At 65.7% G+C, this 23669-nt stretch carries 21 protein-coding genes; 19 read left to right on the forward strand and 2 right to left on the reverse strand.

The window, feature by feature from the left end; genetic code table 11:
- Positions 1-3 precede the first annotated feature (3 nt).
- The gene (locus ASF43_RS17410; protein WP_056183725.1) at positions 4-2478 is read left to right on the forward strand and encodes a penicillin acylase family protein; all 2475 of its coding nucleotides are present in this window, start codon (positions 4-6) and stop codon (positions 2476-2478) included.
- 104 nt (positions 2479-2582) lie between these two features.
- Positions 2583-3278 carry a flagellar brake protein gene (locus ASF43_RS17415; protein WP_056183726.1) on the forward strand — a complete coding sequence of 232 codons (696 nt, stop codon included), beginning with the start codon at positions 2583-2585 and terminating at the stop codon, positions 3276-3278.
- 862 nt (positions 3279-4140) lie between these two features.
- On the opposite strand, the gene mobH is transcribed toward ASF43_RS17415, so the two are convergent.
- Positions 4141-6618: a MobH family relaxase gene (gene mobH, locus ASF43_RS17420; protein ID WP_255358137.1), complete on the reverse strand. Its 2478-nt coding sequence runs from the start codon at positions 6616-6618 to the stop codon at positions 4141-4143.
- 106 nt (positions 6619-6724) lie between these two features.
- Positions 6725-7303, reverse strand: coding sequence for a hypothetical protein (locus ASF43_RS17425; protein ID WP_156373376.1), 579 nt, complete (start codon positions 7301-7303; stop codon positions 6725-6727).
- Between the two features lie 650 nt (positions 7304-7953).
- Between ASF43_RS17425 and ASF43_RS17430 the strand changes: the two genes are divergently transcribed.
- From ASF43_RS17430 to ASF43_RS17510, 17 genes are all read left to right on the forward strand, one after another.
- Positions 7954-8487: a hypothetical protein gene (locus ASF43_RS17430; protein ID WP_056183732.1), complete on the forward strand. Its 534-nt coding sequence runs from the start codon at positions 7954-7956 to the stop codon at positions 8485-8487.
- A gap of 5 nt (positions 8488-8492) precedes the next feature.
- Positions 8493-9623 carry a hypothetical protein gene (locus tag ASF43_RS17435; RefSeq protein WP_156373377.1) on the forward strand — a complete coding sequence of 377 codons (1131 nt, stop codon included), beginning with the start codon at positions 8493-8495 and terminating at the stop codon, positions 9621-9623.
- Position 9624: 1 nt separating this feature from the next.
- Positions 9625-10200, forward strand: coding sequence for a hypothetical protein (locus ASF43_RS17440; RefSeq protein WP_056183737.1), 576 nt, complete (start codon positions 9625-9627; stop codon positions 10198-10200).
- A gap of 219 nt (positions 10201-10419) precedes the next feature.
- Positions 10420-10980 (forward strand): transglycosylase SLT domain-containing protein, encoded by a 561-nt coding sequence (locus tag ASF43_RS17445; RefSeq protein WP_162241822.1) that lies wholly within the window; start codon positions 10420-10422, stop codon positions 10978-10980.
- Entirely contained in the window at positions 10973-11542 is a 570-nt protein-coding gene (locus ASF43_RS30795; protein WP_056183741.1) for a PFL_4695 family integrating conjugative element protein, read from the forward strand. The genes ASF43_RS17445 and ASF43_RS30795 overlap by 8 nt, the downstream gene beginning before the upstream one ends.
- Positions 11539-13851 (forward strand): type IV conjugative transfer system coupling protein TraD, encoded by a 2313-nt coding sequence (traD, locus tag ASF43_RS17455; RefSeq protein WP_056183743.1) that lies wholly within the window; start codon positions 11539-11541, stop codon positions 13849-13851. Before ASF43_RS30795 ends, traD begins: the two co-directional genes overlap by 4 nt.
- A complete protein-coding gene (locus ASF43_RS17460) occupies positions 13848-14615 on the forward strand; it encodes a TIGR03747 family integrating conjugative element membrane protein (protein WP_056183745.1) in 768 nt (255 codons plus the stop codon). The genes traD and ASF43_RS17460 overlap by 4 nt, the downstream gene beginning before the upstream one ends.
- On the forward strand, positions 14615-14959 hold the full coding sequence (locus tag ASF43_RS17465) for an RAQPRD family integrative conjugative element protein (RefSeq protein ID WP_235578287.1): 345 nt from the start codon (positions 14615-14617) through the stop codon (positions 14957-14959). The genes ASF43_RS17460 and ASF43_RS17465 overlap by 1 nt, the downstream gene beginning before the upstream one ends.
- 3 nt (positions 14960-14962) lie before the next feature.
- Positions 14963-15199 carry a DUF3262 family protein gene (locus tag ASF43_RS17470; protein WP_056183747.1) on the forward strand — a complete coding sequence of 79 codons (237 nt, stop codon included), beginning with the start codon at positions 14963-14965 and terminating at the stop codon, positions 15197-15199.
- A gap of 140 nt (positions 15200-15339) precedes the next feature.
- A complete protein-coding gene (locus ASF43_RS17475; protein ID WP_056183749.1) occupies positions 15340-15741 on the forward strand; it encodes a DUF2976 domain-containing protein in 402 nt (133 codons plus the stop codon).
- Between the two features lie 10 nt (positions 15742-15751).
- On the forward strand, positions 15752-16249 hold the full coding sequence (locus ASF43_RS17480; protein WP_156373378.1) for a TIGR03750 family conjugal transfer protein: 498 nt from the start codon (positions 15752-15754) through the stop codon (positions 16247-16249).
- Positions 16246-17025 (forward strand): PFL_4703 family integrating conjugative element protein, encoded by a 780-nt coding sequence (locus ASF43_RS17485; protein WP_082497938.1) that lies wholly within the window; start codon positions 16246-16248, stop codon positions 17023-17025. The genes ASF43_RS17480 and ASF43_RS17485 overlap by 4 nt, the downstream gene beginning before the upstream one ends.
- Positions 17026-17032: 7 nt before the next feature.
- Positions 17033-18121, forward strand: a complete 1089-nt coding sequence (locus tag ASF43_RS17490) for a TIGR03749 family integrating conjugative element protein (protein WP_082497939.1) — start codon at positions 17033-17035, stop codon at positions 18119-18121.
- Between the two features lie 19 nt (positions 18122-18140).
- Positions 18141-19730, forward strand: a complete 1590-nt coding sequence (locus tag ASF43_RS17495) for a TIGR03752 family integrating conjugative element protein (RefSeq protein WP_056183754.1) — start codon at positions 18141-18143, stop codon at positions 19728-19730.
- The gene (locus tag ASF43_RS17500) at positions 19717-20229 is read left to right on the forward strand and encodes a TIGR03751 family conjugal transfer lipoprotein (RefSeq protein WP_056184545.1); all 513 of its coding nucleotides are present in this window, start codon (positions 19717-19719) and stop codon (positions 20227-20229) included. The genes ASF43_RS17495 and ASF43_RS17500 overlap by 14 nt, the downstream gene beginning before the upstream one ends.
- A complete protein-coding gene (locus ASF43_RS17505) occupies positions 20226-23141 on the forward strand; it encodes a conjugative transfer ATPase (protein WP_056183756.1) in 2916 nt (971 codons plus the stop codon). The genes ASF43_RS17500 and ASF43_RS17505 overlap by 4 nt, the downstream gene beginning before the upstream one ends.
- Complete coding sequence (locus ASF43_RS17510; protein ID WP_082497940.1) at positions 23134-23607, forward strand: DUF1525 domain-containing protein; 474 nt, start codon at positions 23134-23136, stop codon at positions 23605-23607. The genes ASF43_RS17505 and ASF43_RS17510 overlap by 8 nt, the downstream gene beginning before the upstream one ends.
- The last annotated feature ends 62 nt before the right edge of the window (positions 23608-23669 follow it).

Below are 23669 nucleotides of genomic sequence, written 5' to 3' on the forward strand. Positions count from 1 at the left end.
ACCGTGATCTGGTGCAAGCGTCTCGGTTGGTTGCTGCTTGTCCTGCTGCTCGTGGCGGGTTGTGTTGCGGGCCTTTACCTGTGGCGCAGCCTCCCGGTCCTGGACGGCACACAGCGCGCGGCTGGCCTGCATGCGCCTGTGCGGGTGCAGCGCGATGCATCCGATGTCACACACATCCAGGCGGCCACCCCGCGCGACGCCTGGTTCGCGCTCGGCTTCGTGCATGCCCAGGAACGTGGCTGGCAGTTGGAGTTCAACCGCCGTGTGATGCGCGGGACGCTGTCCGAGGTGCTGGGCGAAGCCACATTGGAGACCGACAAGCTGTTGCGCACGCTGGGCATCATGCAGGCGGCGCAGCGCCAGCTCGATCGCATGGCGCCCGAAGCCCGGGAGGCGCTGCAGGCCTACAGCGCGGGCATCCAATCCTTCTACGACGGGCGCACCCAGGCCTTGTCTCCAGAATTTCTGCTGCTCGGCGTGCGCCCGGGTGCCAGTGGCAACGCGTGGGAGGCGGTCGACAGCGTCGGCTGGTCGCTGATGATGGCCCTGGACCTGGGCGGGAACTGGGGCACGGAGTTCGCTCGGCTGTCTTCCGCACAGGTCGTCGACACACAGCGCCTGTGGGAGTTGTTCCCGCCGTATCCGGGAGAGGCGCCAGCCTCCGACGTCGATTTCGCCGCGCTGTACCGGCAACTGGGCGTGTACCGTACCCAGGCGTCCACGAAAACAACAGACCTCACGCCGGCCACCGGTGTGATCGACCGGGCCATGCTGCAATGGTCCGAAGCCTTCAGCCGCGACGCCGGCACGGTCGAGGGCAAGGGCAGCAATGCCTGGGTGGTCGCGGGCTCGCACACCACCACGGGAAAGCCCCTCCTTGCAAACGACCCGCACCTGGGGCTTAGCGCCCCGGCAATCTGGTACTTCGCCCGCCTGCAAGCGCCGGCACTCGATGTCATGGGTGCCACCTTGCCCGGCTTGCCATTCGTCGTGCTGGGCCGCACGCGTTCGGTTGCCTGGGGCTTCACGAACACGGGCCCGGACGTACAGGACCTGTACCTGGAGCAGATCAACCCGGCCAACCCCAAGGAGTACCGGCTGCCCGATGTAGCCGGCCAGCCTGCATGGGCCCCGTTCACGCTGCGCGAGGAGCGCATCCAGGTCAAGGGCAAGCCGGACGTGCCGTTCACGGTGCGCAGCACGCGGCATGGCCCGGTGCTGAGCGATGCACAACAAGCCCATGGCAACTTGCTGGACCTGAACCGCTACGTGCTGGCGCTGCGCTGGACAGCGCTGGACGCGGACAACGACACGGCGCTGGCCATGAAACGCGCCAACGAGGCCGGCAGCGTGGACGCGTTGCTGAGCGCATTGGCCGACTACCACTCTCCCATGCAGAACGTCCTCATGGCAGACACGAGCGGGCGCATCGCGTACAAGGCCGTTGGCCGCGTGCCGCTGCGCCGGCCGGACAACGACATCCGCGGCATTGCACCTGCGCCGGGCTGGGAGCCACGCTACGACTGGGCTGGCTGGGTGCCCTACGGGCAGACACCGCAGCAGGGTGTGGAGGAGGGCGACAGGCCGGCCTGGGTGGCCAACGCGAACCAGCGTGTCGCAGCCGCCGGATACGCGCATTTTCTCGGGCAGGATTGGGCAGTGCCTTACCGCTTCGATCGCATCGAGGCCTTGCTCGGCGCCACGCCGGAACACGACATCCCCAGCATGGCCAGGTTGCAGTCGGACCAGTTGTCGCTGGCGACGCGGCGACTGCTGCCGCATTTGAGGTCTGCGAACTCGGCGCATCCGCTGGCGCCTGCGGCGCAGCAGGCGCTGCAGGGTTATGCCGGCGACACCGCGGCTGGCAGTGCCGCAGCCCTGGTCTTTGCCGTCTGGGTGGATGAGCTGACGCGCGGGCTGCTCGTGCCCCGCCTGGGCGCAGAGAAATTTGCGGCCTTGTACGGAAAGCGCCATTTCCGCGGCACGGTCGAGTTCGCGCTCGAATCCGGCGATGCTTGGTGGTGCGCGCCGTCCGGTTGCGCGCAGCAGGCCGGCGACGCCCTGACACGCGCGCTCACGCGCTTGCAGGCGCTGTATGGCGATGATGTCGGGCAGTGGCAATGGGGCGCTGCACATCCGGCATTGAGTGGGCACCGGCCGTTCGGCAACTTGGTGCTACTGGCGCGCTGGTTCGATGTGAAGGTGCCGACCGGCGGCGACACCTTCACGGTGAACGTGGGCCAGTACTGGCCCAACGATGCCAAGACACCTTTCGCCAACCGCCACGCAGCCTCTTTGCGTGCCATCTACGACCTGGACGACCTGGAACGCTCCCAGTTCATCTACCAGACCGGCCAAAGCGGGCTGGTCTTCTCGGGTCGGTACCGCGACATGGCGCAGGAATGGGCGCAGGTGCGGTATCGAGCTTTGCGTATGGATCCGGCAAATATTCGGCATACACTCACACTTGCTCCATGATCCGGCCGAGAGCAGCGCTTCGAGCTGGCCGGTTTACGAGCAGATCACCACTTCCGAACCATCTGCCTTTGACCGGGTCCTAGACACATCTTCCATTGACCAGCATGAACAAAAAGACAAAGATCGACTTCGAGGACATGAACCTGCAGGTTGGCGTGCGCCTGCAGATCATGCTCAAGCAAGCGACTGCGCCGACGGTGCAGTACACGTCTTTGATTGGTTTCGTCGCAAATGACTACCTGCTGCTGCAGATTCCGCAGCAAGATGGCCAGCCCGTGCAGATCCAGGAAGGCGCCGACGTGGCGCTGCGGGTGTTCTCCGGAGTCTCCGTTTTTACATTCGAAGCCCGAGTCGAGGCCGTGCTCGCGTCGCCCAGGGCGTTCCTGCTGCTGTCCTTCCCGGCCAACATCCAAAAGGTGGGCCTGCGCAAGGCTGTACGGGTGAAGGCCAACATCCCGGTGCGGATCGTCAACCCCGTCGACCGAGAAGTGATCAAGGAAGCCACGCTGTCCGACATCAGCCTGTCCGGCGCGCTGGTCTCGACTTCCAACCCTTTGGGGGTCGCGGGTGACACGATACAGATCGAGTTTTCTATCCTGGTTCAGTCCCAGAATGCCCAGGTTGCGATTTCGACCAGCGCATCTATCCGCAGCGTGCAACAGGCAGTAGGCACGGCGCCGGACGGGGGCTCTTTCTACACGGTCTATACCTACGGCATCAACTTTCTGGATATCGACGCAGCGCACCAGGCAATCTTGCAAAACTACGTTTACGAGACGCTGTTGATCCATCGGAACTGAGCAGAGAAATTGTCGCCACCTGAAAATGTGGGTCATCCGGCGAAGTAAAAGTGTGCGACTTCCGTGCACGGTCTCCATCCAAATAAGGATGGTGGCGATCAACTTTTTTCCAGCCTTTTCAATGATTTAGCGATCCCTTGCAGCTCGAGGGGCGAGGAAGGGCGCATGCCTTCGTTTAACTTTACTTCGCGCTAAACGCGAAGTAAATGTGTGAAAGTACGGACGTGGAAGTAAAAGTGTGAATCTGTCTCCGGCAGGCCGGCCGCTTCTTAAAATTGGCGGATGACGGCGGCAACTCATTGATTTTGCACGGAAATTTACTTCCGAAAAAATTGTTGGTAGCGGACGAATTTGTATGTTCGCGTACAGCCGCCTATAACCGGATGCGTGTCTAGCGAATCGACAACGCCGCGACCTCTACGACCGCCGTACTCTCAGCCGGCTGAGTCACGCAGACCCTACGGCTCTCATCGCTTTGACGTGAAGAGCTTGAAGGCAGGGCGGCGACGCGTTTCCTGCCCTACATTCACACATTTACTTCGCACTGATCGCACACATTTACTTCGCCGGATGTGGGTGGCGACCGATCAATCTAGAACTTGCTACTTTCTTATATTTACATAATACACATCGTATGAAGTAGCACCATCTAAAAAAGTGGGTCTATACCCACTCGATGCCACAGTCCGATGTGCATTCAGAAACCCTCCGCCGCCTACTTCTGAAGCAAACAATGATGAAAACCGCCGTTTGCTTCTGACGCTGACCCTGTACAAGCTTTCCAACCCCTGCTGATGCACGGTTTGGACTCTATGTCAACGCATTCCCGGTGTCAACTGCGCCAATTGTGAGCAATTGCCACCTACTCGACGCGTAGGACGGGATTGCTGGGTGGCACGGGCAGCACCCAGCGGCTGGGTTCTGTCAGCACGACGGCTGCCAGCTTGCCGACCACAGCACCACCTCGACCGAGCACGCCAAATTTGATGATGTTGGTGCGGTTGGGTCCGGCCAGGTGCCAGCCAGCGCGGACCAGCTCGCGCTGGACCTGCATCGCGTAGTCGTTGATCGCATGCTCCGGCTTGCCACGGTCTTCCGCAAACAGGTTGAAAATCAATGGCGACACCAACGCCATGCCCTGGGGCACGAAATGCACCACGGCCCCGGTTTCGTTGTACTTGATGCGCCGCTCAACCAATGACGTCTGCACCCAGTGCATGAACTCCAGCGCCAACGGCGTTGCCTTCGCCGCGGCTTCGTGCTCACCGCGTACCGCTGGCAGCTTCGGCTGGAGCAACACTGCAGTCGGCCCGGTCTCGTCCGGTCCCGACTTGGCGACAGGATCTGCGGCATGCTCGTCCTGGACCGCAAGTGTCGGCCGGGGCGGCACCAGGAATGTCGTGGCCGGCTGTAGCAAGCTTGGTGGCGCTTGTCGGCTGGATTGCGACGCAACGAGTTTGGGCGTCGCGTCGCGTGCCGACTGAGTCGTCTTGGGCTGGCTTCTCGCACCACCGGCAACGGGTAACGGCGTGGCCAACGAGCGCCGCGCCCGTGCGCGGTCTGTCGCGTCGCGGTCCGTGCGGGCGATCGTTGGCGCGGATTCCGCCGCATCCAGCAGGTAGTCGTCGTCCAGCTCCTCAAACACCCGCCGACGCACCATTGCTGCATCCTCGCCCTGGTCCGGACGTTGCACCTGCATGGCCATCTCAGGATCGGCGGCCGGGCGCTGCTCGGCCGCCACTGCCGCAGCTTCCTGTCGCGGCTGATCCGCAGCGCCAGATTCCGCCTTGACGGACTTCGGCTTGTTGAAGGCGGGCGGCTTGATCTGCGGCTTCATCGCCGCTTTGGCCCGCTCCGACGACTGGCCAGCAGAGCGATTTGCACCAGATGCAACCGCTGCAGCAGCTTCACGCTTCTTGCCCTGGGTTGGCGCATCTTCCAGAGCAACACCATGTGCAGCAGTCTCCTGCCGAGCCACAGCAGCATCTTCATGCAGCACTGGCTTGCCAGCCTGCACTGCAGCAACCTGAGCCTCTTGCGGATTCGCTGTCGCAACGTCGCTCACGCCGGAATCTGCCACAGCCTCGGCCGCACCGCGTCTGGACAGCACATCGATGCGCCCTTGCATCGGTGGCGGGTAATGGGCCGGGTCCGCAAAAACCTTCTTCAGCGGAAAACGCAGCACGCTCAGGCTGTGCTCGTAGCTTGCACTTTCACGACCTGGCTCAGCAGCACCGTCTGCCACAGGATCTGCACCTTGCCCACGCACCGTCACGTACCAGATGGCCTGCCCAGACTGCGGATTCGGCATGAGACAGCCGTATTCCTGCCACGTGTCGAACAGCCGATCGTTCTTGGCTTCCCCCGGCACGACCTCGTCCGGTGCCCGTGCCTTGATCCAGGCCCGCGTTGCATCGGCCAGGCGTTTGGCCACAAACCAGATCGAGCCGTCGTAGACCCATGCTGCAGCGCCGGACCGGTTGAGCGGCAGATCGGTGCCCACGCGCAACATGTCGCGCATGCCTTGCATCAGCAGATCCACCAACGGCACGGCCGACGCCGTGGCGAAGCGCGCTCGGTTGCCGCTCTGCAGTGCCCGCCTCGTGGACGCTTTGTCGGCCTCGCGCACGATCTGGGCCAGCAGGCTGTCCTTGTCATCTCCTGACAGGTAGCGGTTCATCGCCTCGAAAGCGGCAGGTTGCCGGGCCAGAAAGCTCAGCGCGGTCGTCGTGGCGATCTGCGGCAGCAGCAACATGGCCGTGCGCGAGTGCGCGCGGTAGTCGCGCTGCGACTTCGGCGCGAACTCCACCAGGTACTCGGCGCCGACCCGCCCCGTGGCCGCGCCGACCAGTGAGCCCGACATCGGCTGCCAACGGATGGGATCGGACATGTCTTGCGAGCGCCATGACACCTGCAGGTCCGTGAGCGGCTTGGCGATATCGTGGAGCAGCGCGCAATAGAAGACGACCAGGGTCCATTCATCACGCTGCGCATCGATGACCTCGATCGGCGCGCCTTCGGGCAATAGGCGACCACTGCGCCACGTCAGCGCGGCCAGCAGCATCTCCACGGTGTGGGCCAGCAGTCCGCCGGCATGCGCGTGATGGTGCGCCTCGGAAGCCGGCAGCAACTGCACAAACTCGGCGTACCGGTGGATCGCGCTGAGGCAGTCGCGCTCCCAGACAGGCTGCGCCAGGCGCGTCCTGCGCATGATCTCGCGCAACGCCCTGTCCGCCTGGACCACCTGCAGCAGGTCCTGGGCCGCCAACACGCGCAGCCACCCCGCCCTACTCCCATGAAGCTGGATTGCAGCAGGGGGGGCACCAGTCTCCGGTGGCACCGGCGCCGCCGACGCCGAACGATGGGGTGGTTGCAGCCATGCAGACCATCGCGCCAGTTGGAGGCGCAAGCCCTGGCTCAGGTTGGACAACAGCCCGGCTGGCGTGTCACCGCTGGGCCTGGTCATCGTCGTCGCGTCCGCGCACATGCTCGGACGCGATTCCCATCAGCAACTCGTAGACCAGGTGCTGGTAGTGGGGATCGGCGTCGTCGCCCAGCCAGACTTCCACGCCTTTGCGCTCGTCGTATTGCGAATCATCGTGGTGCGGTACGCGATCCAGGAATGCCATCCACGACTGCTCCAGTGGACACCACACCATGTCCTTGACCCCCACTGGCCCCCAATATGCCTTGACGCGCAAAAAATCGAGCTGCAGCAGATCAAGCACGATGCGCAGCTGGCGTTCACGCAAGGTCTTGCGCGATGGCGATGGCGTCGTGCTGGGCGCGCCGCGTTGCATCACATGCCGCATGAGGAGATCGCGTGTGCAACGCGCAGGGTCTTCTTCGACATGCAGATACTCTTCCACGCCGTCGTAGCGACTCAACCAACCGAGCAGCACGGATGCCCAGTGGCCGAGGTCCAGCTGCACGAGCAGCAACACGATGGCGTATGGCGCATGCGCATGGTCAAGCGAATCGCGTCCAAACCGCGGGTACTCTTTGCGTGGAGCTTCAGGTTCCATGAGGGATAGGGCTCCCGAGGGGGTCCGGACAAGCGTGCATCAGGCGCGCACTCTACTGGCCCAGCAGCAGTCAGTCGTGCACGATTTCCAGATTGCCGCCAACAGATTTTCGCTTGCTGCACGACCTGCGTTGTGATATTTGCATCAAGCGAGAACGCGGCATCTTCGTCGTGCGGATCGGTCGTCTGATCCTGGAGCAAGGCCCGACGCGCCGTGGACTGGCCCTGTGCCCTGCTGGCAGGACGCGCCCCAGCGCGGCCAGCCAGCACCCGTAGCGGGCCCGTAGTGCCTGCCCCCTACCCGTAAGCCCTTTGCGCCACCGACGAAGCCGAGGAGGTGGCGCGCCCTTTGGGTTGGGCCATTAACCCCGTAGGTGCCTTTGCCCGTACGCCGCACTGCCCCAGGGCGGCAGCCGTTTGCCCTTCCGTTGCCGCAGACCATCGGCACCGGCTACCGAATCGCCATCCCTTTGTCAAGCGTAAACCGCCCGGAACATCGCAATGGGTTTCCGGTTGAGTACACGCACGCGTCGCATGAACACTGCATTCACTGGCGGCGCTTCGGCGTCACTTGGCCCGACCGGCACAGCAACTGGCAAGTCCAATCCGCTGCGCTGATGACGTCGGGTCCTTTCTATTCGGAGAACGCGGATGATGGAACGACCCACGCCGGAGATGATCCGTGCGCTGCGGGGCATGGCCCTGGTGACGATGGCGATGGTGCCGGCGTCGTCGGCACTCGCAGGTCTGCCCAGCGATGAAATCGTCCTGGGTCGCTACACCACGGCGGCGTCACGGCCACCCGCCGACCTCGGGCGCCCGCTCGATGTGGTGGTGTCCCTGAGCTTCCCCCGCTCGACCGTGTCCACGGTCGGCGACGCGTTGCAGCACACCTTGCTCCGCAGCGGTTACCGGCTGTCGCAGGCGGACATGGACAAGCTGGCGATCAACTTCCTGGCCTTGCCCCTGCCCGAATCACAGCGGCAGGTCGGCCCCTACGCGGTGCATGCCGTCCTCGGTCTTCTGGTTGGTCCCGTGTGGACCTGGCACAGCGATGACCAACGACGGACGGTGTGGTTCAGCGCATCGGACGTCAATCCGTCCGTGGTCATGCTGCCCGACGCAGGCCCTGCGCAGGCCCAGGCGTTTCCTGTCACAGCTCCAAACGTGAAAGCGAAGGAGTGACGGTGATGCCGGAAGACAACTTCGACCAGGACCGCCATCTCGGGCAGGTCCGGGACCAAGAGCTGGCGCGGCAGACCGAGCAACGCCGACTGGAGCAGGAGCGGGAACGGCTGGAGCAGGAGCGGGAACAGCAGGACGAGGATGAACGACTCCGCACCGTGACGTCCAGCGGTTCGCGCCCTGGCGCTTCGGGCCGAGGCGGGCTGTCGAGCCACCCATCCAGGCAAGGCCCTTCCCTGCTGAGCCGCATCCGGCGCAGTCGCGCCGAGGCGGCACCACCGGCCGCATCGCAGTCCGTTGCACAAGCGCCCGGTCACAGATCGTCGTCCTGGGTGTTCGCACTGTGTGCCCTGTTGGTGGGGGCGGCTGCGCTGGGTTACGGGACATGGCGCGGCACCTCGACGTTCGGTCAGTCACTGCGGCAGTGGATGGGCATGCCTGCAATCGACGCAGGCTTGCAGCAGCGAACCACCGAGCCCACGGGCGCACCCGAACAGGCGGAGGCCGCCCTCCCCGATCCGGTGTTGCCGTCGCCGATGGAACAAGGCCAGGCCACGGGTTCGACCCCGCAGCCGAACGAGCCAGTGCCTGCGGCTGCCCCAGTGCAGGCCATTGCGGAGGTGCCTGCGCCTGCGCCAGTGGAACGCGCGCATATGGTGATTTCCCCGGTGGTGTCGACGGTGGCGACGGAGGCCAATACCCCGCTCACGTCCGAGATCGCCCAGCGGCTCGGGTCCATCGAAGCAATGCTGGCCACGATCCAGGTCCAGTTGGCCCGCCATGAAGCCATGCGGCCCAGCGCAGCAGCACCCGCCGCTGCGGTCCCTTCACGCCATACGAGCGCGCCGCCGCGGCGCACCCAAGTCGCCTGCGCCCCGACCAGGTCGGCTCCAGGCCAGGCGGGCGAATCTGCGGCACGCCAGAGCGCTGGACAGTTGCTCGCTGTGGACGTCTGGGGAGGTGCTCCGTCTGTCGTGGTCGGAACCGGCGACGCGTCGGACCGGCGCATTCGTGTGCTGCGGCCGGGGGACACCCACAACGGGGTGTCGCTGTTGAAGGCCGATCCCGCAACCGGGCAGGCGACCTTCGGCGTCGGCACGACGACTTTCACGATGGCCGTGAAGGACGGGGGCTGACATGCGGTGCATCCCGTCGACCGCCCTGCTGCTGGCCATCGCATGCACCGCCGGAGTTGGTCCTGCCCAGGCCCAGACGCGCCTGAACCAGACCCGGATCGAGACGTCGCAGGCGCAGGCCGCGCGGGAAACCACGCTCCCGCTCGACCAACATGACCGCCTGGTCGCCGAAATCTGGGGCCTCACCGACGACGAGATGCGCCGCGCCAAGGTCCTGCTCCAAGGGCCCCGCGCCTCATTCTCGGTGCCCAACATTTCGCCGGTCGAGGCGCTGGGCATCCATGCCCGTGACGAAGCCGAACGGCAGCGCTACGCCGAGAAGTTCGCGCGGGTCGTGTTCGAGGACCTGAAGCGCACCTTGGCGTTCGGCCAGGCGTACCAGACCGCCATCACGCGCCTGACGGCCGGCACACCCATGGTGTCCTACGACGGCCTGCCCGGCGCTGTCGCGCCGATCGGTGCCGCCGACATCGGCAATGTGCCGCGATCGTTGGTGACCGAGCCCGGCAGCACCGGACCATCGTCACGGGCGCGCTTCGCACCGGCACTGACAATCGGCCCGGGCGTGGCGCGCTGAGCTATGCCGGTCAACGCATTCCACACCACTGGCACAGGCGCGGCGAGCAGGCGCGCGCTGCTCCAAACCGGCGCAACTTGCGCTCTGGCAGGGTGCAGCATCGTGGCCAGAGCGACGACGGCCGGAGTGTCGCCACCATGGCACATCTACCCGGCATCCGAGACCAAGGTGTTGATGCCTGTGGCGACCTCGGCGCCGGCTGCCGCTGCGGAGCGGACCTTGCCGGCATCCAAAGAGGTGCGGCGCAGCCGCACGGCCCCTGTCGACAAGCGGGGAGCGCGTCCACCGGCCGCCTTCGAGCAGGCAGCCGCACGCCATGGCATCCCTGCCTGGCTGGTGTACGGCGTGGCGCTGCAGGAGTCGCAGGTGACCATCGGCCGCACGGCCCTGCCCTACCCCTGGACCCTTTGCGTCAGCGGTCGCGGCGAGCGCTATGCGGACGTCCATGCGGCGCGCCGGGCGCTGCGCGGCTACCTGGATGTCGGCGTCACGAATGTCGACTGCGGACCGATGCAAGTGAATTGGCGCTGGCACCGCGACAAGCTGCAAAGCGTGGATCGTGCGCTCGACCCGTACGCGAACCTGGACGTGGGCGCCGGCATCCTGGCCGATCTGCGCCGCAGCACAGGCGACTGGCGGATGGCGGTGCAGCTGTACCACGCGGGTTCGCTGGACACGCTCGAACGCCGGACACGAGCCGCGCGCTACCTGGCATCGGTCCAGCGGGTGTTGGCACGGCACGGTCAGAGCTTCGCGGCCGAGGGAGGTCCGCATGGCTGAGCAGAAAGGTCTCGCCCAGGCCATCTGGCTGGTGGTCATGTTGCTTGTGCTTGCCCTGGTGGGGTGGGCCACCGGGCCGGCATCTGCGCTGGAAACGGTGTACGACAGTGGCCGCTCGGTGCCGATCGCGCCCTATCTGGCAGTCCCGGGCAACAACCCGAACAACGGGCAGCAGGACGGAACGAAGTACCCGATCACCAGCACGCTGCGGCGCGGCGTGCTGCCGCAGGAAGTCCCGGTGTTCGATGCACATTGGTTGACCCATCCGCTGGTGGTCACCGGCACCGACCGGCATTCGATGGCATGGCTGCTGATGCACAGGCAGCGGCTCGAAGACATGAACGCCAGGGTGCTGGTGGTGGAGGCGCACAAGGCCGAGCAGCTGGCGATGGCGCAATCGCTGGTGCCGCAGTTGCCGATGTGGCCCCGCGACGACAACTGGATCGAAGACCGGTTGCGCGCCGCAGGCGCCCGTGTCTACCCGCTCCTGATCGGCACGGATGGCATCGCGCGCCAGATCCTGCCGCTGCAACGTGGCGTGTCTTCGGGAGGTCTGCGGTGAGTTCGCATGCGGTCCTCGAAGCGCAGTTGCGCCCACCGATCGAACTGTGGAGCGCGGCCGTCGCGTGGGGCATCGCCGTGTTGGCGGTCACGGCCCCGTGGGCGCTGATGATGCCGCCCTTGTTGGGGCTCATCGCCGCTGTACTCGCAGCGGGCTTCGGATGGATCCGGTTTCGCCAGGCGCTGCAGGTGCTGCGCTACCAGCGGGGACTGAAGTTCAGCAAGATCACGCGGGTCGCCCCGTCCAAGCTGCCGGTCGACAAAAGCAAGCACCTGTACCTGGGCCAGGGCTTCGAGTGGACGCCGCAGCACACGCAACGCAAGCTGGATGCGGAGCGCAAGGACGCGGAGCCGTTCGTGCGCCCGTCCGGCCTGGAGTCGCGGCTGTCGGCGGTCGGCACGCGGATGCTGAACGCGGTGGCAGAGAACATCGCTGCGGCCGAGAACGCAGGCCTGCCGTTGTCGCGGCAAGCGCAATGGGCCCGGTTCATCACCGCCGTGGGCGGCCCGCTGAACCCGCTCTACCCGAACGTGGACCTGGGTGGCTCACCGATCCTGCACGGTGTCGGCGCATTGGAGGAATGCCCTGTCGTGCTGCGCCAGACCGCCCGGGCCGGCCACCTGCTGGTGATGGGCACGACGCGCGTGGGCAAGACCCGGCTGCTGGAACTGCTGGCCACGCAGGACATCCATGCGGGCCACGTCACGATCGTGGTCGACCCGAAGGGCGATTCCGAGCTGATGTTGCGCCTGTACGCCGAGGCCTGCCGCACAGGCCGCCAGGACCAGTTCTACCTGTTCCATCTGGGCTTTCCGGAGATCAGCGCGCGCTACAACGGCATCGGCAATTTCTCGCGCATCACCGAGGTGGCCGCGCGCGCCACGAACGCCCTGCCCTCGGCGGGCAACAGCGCTGCATTCAAGGAGTTCAGCTGGCGGTTCACGAACATCGTGGCGCAGGCGCAAGTGGCGCTCGGGCGCATCCCGACCTACTCCACCCTGCTGCGCGACGTGACCGGCATCGAGCCGCTCTTCATGGAGTACGCGCACATGGTGTTCCGTACCCGTGCGGAGCGCGGCGAATACACCAACTACCAGCAACGGCTGGAGACGATCCAGGGCCTGGTGGAGACCAAGAAGATTGCCGTCGACCGGCCGATCTCCACGCGGACGCCCGACGTGGTGGCCATGATCCATTGGATCAAGGAATCGCGCATCGTTGACAACGTGCTGCACGGCCTGGTCGGAGCCGTGAGCTACGACCGGTCCTTCTACGAAAAGATCATCGCCAGCTTGGGCCCGTTTCTGGAGAAGCTCACCAGCGGCGCCGTCGGCCAGTTGATCTCACCCGACTACTTCGACCCCGACGACGAGCGGCCGATCTTCGACTGGATGACGGTGATCCGCCAGGGCGGCATCGTGTACGTCGGCCTGGACGCGCTGTCGGACGCCGTGGTGTCCGCCGCCGTGGGCAACTCGATGCTGGCCGACCTGGTCAGCGTGGGCGGCAAGCTCTACAAGACCGGTCTGGATCCACACCGTGCCGACGGCAAGGTGATCTTGCCCACGGTCTGCTGCCACTTCGACGAAGTCAACGAGATCATGGGGCCGGAATTCGTGCCCATGGTCAACAAGCTGGGCGGTGCCGGCTTCAGGATCTCGGCCTACACACAGTCGATGTTCGACATCGAGTCCAAGGTGGGCGACAAGGCCAAGGCGGGCCAGGTGCTGGACAACTTCAACCACCTGGTGATGCTGCGCGTGCGCAGCGTGGCCACGGCCAACCTCTTGGCCGAGCAAGTGCCGCAGGTCAACGTGCTGCACCTGACGCCCATGTCCGGCGTGACGGACACGGCGGCGCAGGGCACCGGCGTGGACTTCACCTCGCGCAACGACGACATCGTCACCACGACCAAGGTGCCGCTGATCGAGGCCTCGGACATCCTGCAGCTGCCGCAGGGCCAGGCCTTCGCGCTGCTGGAAGGCAATCGACGTTTCCAGATTCGTATTCCGCTCGCCGATTCGACCAGCGATCCCTTCGTCCCCGAGTCGCTGCGCAAAGTCGCGCAGCAAATGAAGAAGCGCTACCGCACCAGCGAGCGCTGGGCCCAGGAAACGGACTGGCTGGGCCTGCACCCGCTGGGCGCCGCCGCGAGCGGGCTGATCGCCACTGACCTGGCCACCGCCGATCTGCTGCGCGACCAAGAGGAGGCCGACGAGGCCGATGTGGCCGTCTCAGCAACCTACGAGGACACCAGCGTGTTGTCGCAGAGCGCGGTGCTGGGCAACGTCATGGGGCATCAGCCATGAACGCGCCCATGAACCGTGGCCCGCTCAAGCCCGAGACGCGCGGGCCGGTGATGATGGTGTTCGAGATCTGCATGGGACTGGTGATGGTGGCCCTGTTCGCCTGGTTCACCGGCGTGGCGATCGAGGTGGTCGGGATCTACACGATCTGGAAGGATGAGGGCGAGGCGCACTCCAAGAGCCTCGTGGACCAAGACCTGGCCTACATCGCCGCTGCGCCACGCAGCCTGCTGATCGACGACACGGTGGGTTTCTCGCGCGAGGTCGTGCGGCGCGTCGCACAGCCCTACCACGCGCTGGGCCTCGTGCGCTGGTACCAGCGGCACCACGGACCGCAAAGTGAGCAGATTGATCGAACCGCGGGCACCGATTCGAAGGCACTGGCACGCGGGCTGAACAACGGCACGGTCTATGCCAGCCGGACCATGAGCCAGATCGCGGTGATCTCCATGTTCGTCGCACAGGACGTGTTGCTGCGCATGTCCATTGCCCTGTTCGCACTGCCCGCATTCGCGCTGGCTTGCCTGCTGGGCGCCGTCGACGGGCTGGTGCGCCGCGACTTGCGGCGCTGGGGCGGCGGCCGCGAGTCCAGCTTCATCTACCACCACGCCAAGCGCTACACGCTGTGGTCGCTGACGGGCGGGTTCGGCCTCTATCTCGCCTGGCCCTTCGGCGGTTTCAACCCGGCCTACATGGTCCTGGTGTTCACGGTGCTGGTCGCCGCCACCCTGTCCACCACCCTGGCCGCCTTCAAGAAGTACGTCTGATGAAAGTCCTCTCCATGCCTGCTTCCACGCACCATCGTCACCCAGCGCTGCGCGTCGCAGCCCGCATCAGCTGCTGCCTGGGTCTCGCCGTCAGCCTGCTCGCGCACGCCGGGGACGAAGACATGGAGCGCGAGCAACTGGCGCGCATCGCGCACGAGATCGCGGAGTTGGAAGCCATGGTCGCCGCTGCCGCGCAGAACAAGCCCACGGGCCAGCGGGTGCGCTTTCGCTACGAGTGGCTCCAACGCGACCTGCAGCTCGTGCGCGACGGCATCACGCAGCACGTCGACGCCCCCCGCCAGCCGCGTCCCGCACCGCCTCTGCGTGGCGACTACCGGCAATGAGCCATGAACTCCGATCTCTCCAACGCCTTCGCGGCGGGCTCGGGTGTCGTCCCCGGCGACATGAAGGGCGTGATTGTGGCGATCTGCGGTGCGCTGGTGTTCATTGTCGCGCTGTGGCTGGTCGGTCGGCTGCTGGAGGACTACCGCAGCCGCGCCATCGAGGCGTCCGAAGTGTTGCATGGCATCGCTTACCTCGCGGTCCCCGTGGTCCTGCTGATCACCCTGCTGGCCTGGCTTTAGTGCCCTTGCCGCCATGCGCATCGCACACCGTCTCTCTACTCGAACAGTACCTGGTTCCTGCCCGGGTATTGCAGTCTGCTGGCCGTCCTTGGTCCGCACGGCGCACTTTCATCTTGCAGGCGATTGACATGGAGTAAGCAATGAAGACCAAGATCAAGCAACTCGTTGCCGCACCGTTGCGCGTTCAACAGCGATTGCGGCACGCGATGCTGTTGCCCATCGCAGCCTTGATGAGCCAGCCCTCGTTCGCGGCCCTGCCCACGATCGTGACACCGCAGACCGGGGTCGGTGGTGCAGCCGTCCAACAGGGCGATTGGATCGGCACCATCGGCGCCGTTTTCGTGGCCGTCGTCGGCATCATCGTGCTCGTGCTCTGCGCATGGTTCTTCCTGCAAGGAATCATGGGCCTGATCACGAAGTGGAAGGACTACTCCGGTGGCCGGGCCACGATCGGCGACCTCAAGGAGTACTTCGTCATGGTGATCCTGTCGTCGGTGGTGGCGGTGCTGCTGGGCGGCTACGCGCTCACCACCATGAGCTGATCGGGACGCCGTGAGCAACACGCCTCCGAGGAACGACGGCAGCGCTCGCGTGCCGTTGACCGACCGGGTGAACTCCGAACCGGCCATCCTGCACGGGATGACGTCGACCGAGGCCAGCTGGATCGGGGGCGTGTCGTTCGCCGTCTACTTCACGCTGACCGGCATGGTCATCATGGCCACCGGTCTGTGGCAACTGATGTTGGCCCCGCTGATCGCAACGATCGCCACGCTTTGGTATGGCTCGATGGCCCTGCAGAGGGTCAAGCGCGATCGACCAGATGGCTACTACACCCATGTGTTGCAGCGGTGGATGTCGACGTATGGCCTGAGCAAGGCCCGATTTCTTCGGCACGCAGGCTACTGGAGCCTCGGCCGCACCAGTGAGATTTCTCTCACGAGTTCGTTGTCGCCTGATCTGGAACACGAGGAGCAGCCAGCCGATGCCGCAGTGGCGACGCCCTCTCCTGACCAGGCGCTAGTTCCCATGGACAGCTACCAAGCATCATGAGCGACTACCTCAATGCCCTGGCCGCGACGCGCCGGCACAACGTCCATCTACGCTGGATCATCGGCGCCGTGGCCGCCGTTGGCGCATTGGGCACCTACCAGGCGGCGCAGGTTCCCAAGCACCTAAACGTGCACTTGGTGCCCAACGTCACCGTTTCCAGCACCGTGCAGGTGCGCGACGGTGAGTCGGCGGTGCCACCACCAAACGTCTATGCGTTCGCCTACTACATCTGGCAGCAGGTCAACCGCTGGGCAACCGACGGTGCCACGGACTACGGCGCGCAGATCTTTCGGGTCCAGAACTTCATCACGCCGCGCTGCATCGCGCAGCTGCAGGGTGACCTGCAGGTCCGCGTGAAAGCCGGCGAGTTGCGGCAGCGGACGCGCCAGATGAGCGAGATTCCCGGTCTGGGCTTCGCGGCCAACCGCGTGATCGCCAATGACTCGGGCCTGGACTGGACGGTGTTCCTGGACATGCAGATCCAGGAGACGTTCCGGGGCCAGGCGGTCAAGGATGTCTACATCCGCTACCCGATCCGGGTGGTGCGCTTCGACGTCGACCGCGAGCGCAATCCCTGGCAACTGGCAGTCGACTGCTATGGCAGTGACCGGCCCGCGCGCCTCGAGGACAGCCAGCTGCGCGCGGTGCAGGTCGTCAAGGCGGGCGAGCCACCGCCCACCCCGAAGGCGCCCGAGGTTCCCAGTCGTGTGGAGCCGGTCGATCTACCGCGCGCCGTCCCGCTGGACGGTGCCACCCGTGACGTCATACAGCCCTGAGAACGCCATGCCCCAAGCCACCAGATTACCCGAGCGCCTCACTGTACGGTTCGCATGGTTCGCCTGTGCGGCCACACTCTGCTGCAGCGTGGCGACCGCCCAGCAGGTTCAGGAACTGAACATCAGAAGTGTGCCGCCCGACATGCTGCAGCCCTCCGACATGGCCGCCACGCCGACCGAGGTCCGGCCCAGACCGACGGCGGTCGACCTGGGAGAGCGCATCGCGGACACCGGACAGGCAGCTGAGCCGACTGGCGTGCGCCCGGTGGGCGCAGGCGCCCTGCCTCCCGCCCAGCGCGCTGCGCTTGCAGCGCGCGGTACGGGGGCCAAGGTCAGCGTCCCTGTCGTGCGCCGGGTCGCTCGCCCGGCTGCGGGCGTCGAACGCGCGGTTTTTCGGGCAGAGCCGATCCGGGTCGACCTGGCGGTTGGCGAAGAGCGCCTGGTGACACTGCCTGCGCCGGCGGCCCTCAGCGTGCCGACCGACATCGAGCACGTGGCCCGTATCGAGGTCATCGGGCCGACGATCTATGTGAAGGCGCTGACGCCTTTCCACCAGATCCGCATCGTGGCCGAGCTGGTCGACAGCGGCCAGCTGATTCCGATGGACTTCATTGCGAGTGCGGAGGGAAAGAGCCTGCCTGAACTGGAGGTGTCCGTGATGGCGCCGGCCGGGTCCGCCGGAGCACCGGATGAGCAGGCCAGGGATTCCAAGGACGGGCCTGCCGAGCAGACCGGCGCCGACATGGTCCAACTGACGCGGCACGCTGCACGCCAGTTGTACGCTCCCCGCCGCCTGGCATGGACCACGCCTGGAGTGCACCAGGTGGATGTGTCCATGAAGCCGGTGCCGGCCCTGATCCGGGGCATCAACGCGGAGGTGGTGCCGCTGGGACAGTGGAAGTCCGGCCCCTTGTACGTGATAGCGGTGCGCGTCACCAACCGCGCCGCCGTCCCGCTGGAAATCCCGCTGGAGCAGTTGCGAGGCCGCTGGATCGCCGCCACGGCGCAGCATGGGCGCGTGGGTCGGGCCGGAACGGAAACCGATACCACCGCCATCTACCTGGTCTGTGACCGGTCGTTTGAGGCCTGCCTGTAGCCAGGCATGAGGGAGCAACATGGCCACCAAACAGAACAAGCTGATTCCGGTGCTGGGCATCGTCGCGGTAGCGATCGTGGGCACCATTGTCTGGAAGAACATGAGCGGGCCGACACGACCTGCAGCCGGCCCAGAGATGACCTCGGCCCCGAAGGCAGACCTCCCCCCGACGAAGGGCGCTGACCGCGACACGGCCACGGAGACATTGCAAACCGTCGTCGCCAGCAACCGGGAGGTGCGTGCGACGGCCGAGCAACTGATCCGGGACAACCAGGCGCTGCGCCGCGAACTTGAAGAGGAGCGCGCGCGCAGGGGCAACACGCAGCCCCCCGCGCAGCAGGTGATCGTCACACCGCCAACTACCGCTGGCAGCGCCACGGATAAGAGCTCACCGGTCGAAACGCCTGCGTCGGGCGACAACACGAACCGGGGCGTGGTGGAGGTGTTCAGCCAGGCTTTCGATCGCGCCTCTGTCGCGGCCGGCAAGGTCGTGGAAGAATTGCCGAGCGGTGGCAGCCCACTGGCCCTCCGGGGGGGCACCTATGCATCTGCTGTCGCAGGGCCTGCTACAGCAGGCGTGGGCACTGACCTGTCCGGCGCGCAGGACGCCCGCCAATGGACGGCGCCACCCGAAGGGATGGTCGCTTACAAGGTGATGCCGCCGATGGGCTATGCGCTGCAGGTGAGCCAGCAGGGCAGTCGCGGGGGCGCCGCGACGGGCTCGTATGTCCGCACAACGACACCGACCGCCACGGTCGGTGCGACACCGCCGCAAGGGCCTGCGACACGCGCAGCCGAAGCCGCGGCCAAGGCAGCCGAGCCGGTGCCTTATTTCACGCTGCCGGAGAACGCCACGCTGGCCGGCGTGGTGTCCATGACCAGCCTGATCGGCCGAGTGCCGATCGATGGTCGCGTCACCGATCCCATGCAGTTCAAGGCGGTGATCGGCCGCGACAACCTGGCCGCGAACGGCTTCGAGCTACCGGACGACCTGGCCGGCGTGATCGTCACCGGCATCGCGATCGGCGACATGGCCTTGTCCTGCACCGAGGGCAAGGTCCGCTCGATGACCTTCGTGTTCAACGACGGCACCATCAATACGGTGACGACGCGGCGTGGCGCGGGTGTCGGCATGCGCAATGCCAATGCACCGTCTGGTGGCGGGACCGGCGATCTGGGCTTCATCAGCGACCTGCATGGCAATCCCTGCATCGCCGGCAAGTTCGTCACCAACGCGCCGGCCTACCTGACGGACATCGTCGGGATGAAGACGCTGGAGGTCGCCGGCCAGGCCTATGCGGACGCCCAGCGGACGGTGACGCAGAGCAATGGAGCCTTCGGCGCGAGCACCAGCTCGTCCATCACGGGTTCCATGGGCAGCTACGTGCTGGGCCAGGCCGTCTCCGGCGCCTCCGACGAAGTGAGCAAGTGGCTCATGTCCAGGCTCAAGAACAGCTTCGACGCCGTGGTCACGCCATCCGGCCAGCGCCTGGTGGTGCATCTGGACGCCGAGGTCCGCATCGACAAGAACCCCCAAGGACGTCGGCTGGTACACCGCCAGCAGAACGCCTCGCTCATCTCCCGTGGAGGCCACCATGGCATGGAATGAACTCGTCACCGCCCGCGTTGGCGGCATGTCCGCATGCCTGCTGGCCGCACTGCTGTCGGCCTGCTCGGTCAGCGGGCCACGCGAGTCGCCGATCAACGCGGTCACGCGCGGCAGCCCCACCGTGCTCGACATCTACCGTGGCCAGGGCTCGGTGGTCGGTAGCCACGACAAGGCCGACGATGTGCCGCTGCGCCGCGCGACGGCGCGCGACCACCTGGTCGACCAGTCGGTGCCGCGACCTGTGCACGAAGCCGACGCCGATACGCAGCGCTACTGGTCCGCGCTGGAGCCCATGCGCAACCGCTTCGCCCGTGTGCCCAACCCGGACCTCGTGATGGTGGTGTACCCGCACCTGTCGCGCGGCAAGTACCCCGTGCCCGGTTACGTCACGGTGTTTCCGATGTACGAACAGGCCGACCTGTACGCCTTGCCGGGAGAACTAGAGGCGGAACTGGTGCGCAGGCCACCTGGTGGCGCGGCAGGGGGAGGCAAGCCATGAATGTGTTGGACCTGCTCGGCGTGTCGAGGCTGCTCCCGCTGGTTCAGGGTGGCAAGAGCGCGGTGTCTCCATATGGAGCCGCTTCCGGTTCACCGGCCCCGCCCAAAGGTGCCAAGCCCGGGCTGTCGCCGGTGTCGCAGCGCCGGGCGATGGCGATGCGGCCGCCGTCGTTCACCGACCTTCTGCCCTACGTGGCCTACCAGCGCGACCAGACGTTTTTCGAGATGAAGGACGGACAGACGCTGGGCGTGCTGTTCGAACTGGACTGCATCCCGACCGAGGCCAAGACGCCGGCCGACCTGTCGCAATACTGCGCCAAGGTCACGGCGGCGCTGCAGGCGATCCCGGAATCGACATCATCGCCCTGGGTCGTCCAGTTCTTCGTGAACGATGACCATGACATCGCGCACCTGGCCGACTCCTGGGCCGACTACATCGCGGACGTGCACAGGCTCGAACCAACCCGGCGCGACCAGATCGTGAACTCCGATCTGACCCGGGCGGTGCAACAGGACATTCGCAAGCACCTGGCACAGGTGTCCCAGATCGCGGGCTTGTTTCTGGACGAGGAAGTGACGGGCCAGCCCTGGGCCGGCCAGCTTCGTCGGGTCCGATGCTGCATCTACCGGCGCTTCGACGCCAACATGGCAGAGGATCCCCGCCCTGCCGATGTGCAGATGGAATCGATGGCCGGGACCTTGGAGAAGACACTGGGCGAGGCTGGCGTGCGCGCACGCCGCTGTACCGGCAAGGACCTGTACGACTGGCTGGTGCCGTTCTTTAACCGCGACGTGCCCTGGGCCAGGGGTGCCGGTGAACTGCTGCGCATGGCACCCTATCCGGGCAATCCGGGAGTGCCCGAGGATGAGAGCCAAGCGCCGATCCTGGGAGCCGACCTTTCCGAAATCCTGAACTTCTCGGAGCCGCAGAGCGATCCGGACACCGGGGTGTTCCTCTTCGACGGCAAGCCCGTGCGGGTCATGACGCTGCAGGCCTTGAATCGGCAACCGGAAGACGGCCACTTCACGGGAGAGCTGCAGAACGGCAACAAGTTCTTTGCGCGCTTCGACCGGATGCCACCGGGGACCATGCTGTCGTTCTCGATCACCATCCGCCCGCAGTACCTGCTGCAGCGCCACATCGAGAAGATGCAGCACGCGTCGCGGGCACAGACCGCTGCGGCGATGGAAACCCACGCCGAGTGTGTGCAGGTGCTCGACCGCATGCAGAAGCACGACAAGCTGCTGCCGATGCTGCTCGTGGTGTACGTCGGTGGCCACGACTTGGAAGACCTGGAAAGCCGCGTCTCCAGCGTCAATGCGCTGCTGGTGCCCACCGGCATGCGCTTCATCGAGCCCCGGCAGGATTTGGTACCGCTGGACACCTTCATGCGCGGCCTGCCGTTCAACTTCGACGCTGCGTTTGACGACCGGCTGCTGCGCCGCTCGCGTTTGACCTTCGCCTCGCAGATCGCGTCGATGCTGCCGGTGTATGGGCGCACGCGCGGCACGCCACATCCGGGTATGTGGTTCTGGAACCGCGGTGGCGAGCCGGTCTGGATCGACCCGCTCAATCCCCGGGACCGCAAGAAGAACGCGCACATGACCGTGTTCGGTCCGACGGGGGCCGGGAAGTCGGCGACGCTGTGCTACCTGTGCATCTCGGTGGCCGCGATCCACCGGCCGCGCCTGGTGATTGTGGACGCCGGCAAGTCCTTCGCTCTGCTGATGGAGTATTTCAAGAGCATGGGCTTGAGCACGCACTACGTGAACCTCAGTGGCTCTGCGAAGACGTCGCTGCCGCCGTTCGTGCACGGGATCAAGCTGCTGGACGATCCCGAGGTGATGGACGCTTACCGCGAGATCGAGGCCGGTGAAGAGTTTGTCAAGGTGGTGGTCGAGGCGACGGAAATCGATGACACCGGCCGGCCGAAGGAAGACGACGGCGATGACAACGAGACGGACGAGAAGCGCGACTACCTGGGAGAGATGCTGGTCGCAGCCATCCTGATGATCACGGGCGGTGAGAAGCGCGAAGAGGAGCGCATGTCGCGCGCCGACCGGTACCTGATCACACGCGCGCTGATCAAGGCAGCGATGCAGGCTCGGCAGGACAACCGCGCACACCCGCTCACGCAAGACGTGGCCTATGCCCTCATGGCCATGCACCAGGACACGACGTTGTCGCAGGGACGGCGCGAGCGCGCCGAAGAGATGGGCCAGTCGATGATGTCGTTCACGCAAGGCCTGCGCGGCTCGTTGTTCAACCGGGTGGGGTCAGACTGGCCCGACGTCGACGTGACGCTGGTCGAGATGGGCACGCTGACGCGCGATGGCTACGGCGACGCGCTGGCCGTGGCCTACACGTCGCTGATCGATGCGGTCCAGTCGCTGGGCGAGGCGAAGCAGTCCGAGGGCCGCCCTCTCGTCATGCTGACGGACGAGGCCCACATGATCACGACCAGCGATCTGCTCGGGCCGAAGATCGCCAAGGGCACCAAGATGTGGCGCAAGCTCAACATGTGGTTCTGGCTGGCCTCGCAGAACGTGGACGACTATCCGGCGTCGATGGGACGCGTGCTGTCGATGTGCGAGTTCTGGATGCTGCTCACGATGGACAAGAAGGAGATCGACGACGTCTCCCGCTTCAAGTCGCTCACGGCCGAACAACGCCAGTTGATGGAGTCGGCGCGCAAGGCCAAGCACCAGTACACCGAGGGCGTGCTGATCAGCGCCAATCGCCAGTTCTTGTTCCGCAACGTGCCTCCGGCCCTGCCGCTGGCACTGGCGATGACCGAGGGCGACGAGAAGGCACACCGGCGCCGCCTGATGGAAAGGCACCAGTGCACCGAACTGGAGGCGGCCATGCTGGTCGCCGAGGAAATCTCACGCAACCGGGGGATCAATGTCTGACGTCGGCATGCACCGGGGATGTCGCGCCCGGGTGGCGATTGCGCTCTGTGTCCTCGCCTGCTGCATCGGGACCGCCACAGCGCAGCTTGTCGGTATCCCGTACATGACGGTGGAGGTGTTCGTGAACTCGGCCATGGCCGTGAACCTGCCTGCAGCGTCACTGGGCCTTCAGGTGTCCGTCCATCGCATGGACCAGCTCGACATGGCCACCCAAGCCATCGACCAGCAGATCCCCCGTGGCAGCGAAGCCGAAGCGCGGCGCTGGGTCGAGGCCAACCAAGCACGCATCAGGCGCCAGGTGCAGCCTGCAGCGATCGCAACCGCCAATGCCATCAGCCTGGCCACCCATTACCGGATTGACCGGTTGCCCGCTGTGGTGATCAACAAGAAGACGGTGGTGTATGGGGTCACCGACGTGAACGTCGCACTCCAGCACTACCAGGCCTCCAGAGGGGGGCGTCCGTGATGCCCACCCATTGCGCGGAGCCCGGGGTTCGTCCTACGCGGTCAGCGCGTGCTGCGCTGGCA

Origin of the sequence: Pseudorhodoferax sp. Leaf267 (assembly GCF_001422405.1) — a bacterium.
Lineage (GTDB): Bacteria > Pseudomonadota > Gammaproteobacteria > Burkholderiales > Burkholderiaceae_C > Pseudorhodoferax.

Bases quoted from the DNA above. Each gene is read 5' to 3' on its own strand.
- ASF43_RS17415 (WP_056183726.1), top strand. From the start codon at position 2,583: ATGAACAAAAAGACAAAGATCGACTTCGAGGACATGAACCTGCAGGTT.
- ASF43_RS17425 (WP_156373376.1), bottom strand. From the start codon at position 7,303: ATGGAACCTGAAGCTCCACGCAAAGAGTACCCGCGGTTTGGACGCGAT.
- ASF43_RS17430 (WP_056183732.1), top strand. From the start codon at position 7,954: ATGATGGAACGACCCACGCCGGAGATGATCCGTGCGCTGCGGGGCATG.
- ASF43_RS17435 (WP_156373377.1), top strand. From the start codon at position 8,493: ATGCCGGAAGACAACTTCGACCAGGACCGCCATCTCGGGCAGGTCCGG.
- ASF43_RS17440 (WP_056183737.1), top strand. From the start codon at position 9,625: ATGCGGTGCATCCCGTCGACCGCCCTGCTGCTGGCCATCGCATGCACC.
- ASF43_RS30795 (WP_056183741.1), top strand. From the start codon at position 10,973: ATGGCTGAGCAGAAAGGTCTCGCCCAGGCCATCTGGCTGGTGGTCATG.
- ASF43_RS17460 (WP_056183745.1), top strand. From the start codon at position 13,848: ATGAACGCGCCCATGAACCGTGGCCCGCTCAAGCCCGAGACGCGCGGG.
- ASF43_RS17465 (WP_235578287.1), top strand. From the start codon at position 14,615: ATGAAAGTCCTCTCCATGCCTGCTTCCACGCACCATCGTCACCCAGCG.
- ASF43_RS17470 (WP_056183747.1), top strand. From the start codon at position 14,963: ATGAACTCCGATCTCTCCAACGCCTTCGCGGCGGGCTCGGGTGTCGTC.
- ASF43_RS17475 (WP_056183749.1), top strand. From the start codon at position 15,340: ATGAAGACCAAGATCAAGCAACTCGTTGCCGCACCGTTGCGCGTTCAA.
- ASF43_RS17485 (WP_082497938.1), top strand. From the start codon at position 16,246: ATGAGCGACTACCTCAATGCCCTGGCCGCGACGCGCCGGCACAACGTC.
- ASF43_RS17490 (WP_082497939.1), top strand. From the start codon at position 17,033: ATGCCCCAAGCCACCAGATTACCCGAGCGCCTCACTGTACGGTTCGCA.
- ASF43_RS17495 (WP_056183754.1), top strand. From the start codon at position 18,141: ATGGCCACCAAACAGAACAAGCTGATTCCGGTGCTGGGCATCGTCGCG.
- ASF43_RS17500 (WP_056184545.1), top strand. From the start codon at position 19,717: ATGGCATGGAATGAACTCGTCACCGCCCGCGTTGGCGGCATGTCCGCA.
- ASF43_RS17505 (WP_056183756.1), top strand. From the start codon at position 20,226: ATGAATGTGTTGGACCTGCTCGGCGTGTCGAGGCTGCTCCCGCTGGTT.
- ASF43_RS17510 (WP_082497940.1), top strand. From the start codon at position 23,134: ATGTCTGACGTCGGCATGCACCGGGGATGTCGCGCCCGGGTGGCGATT.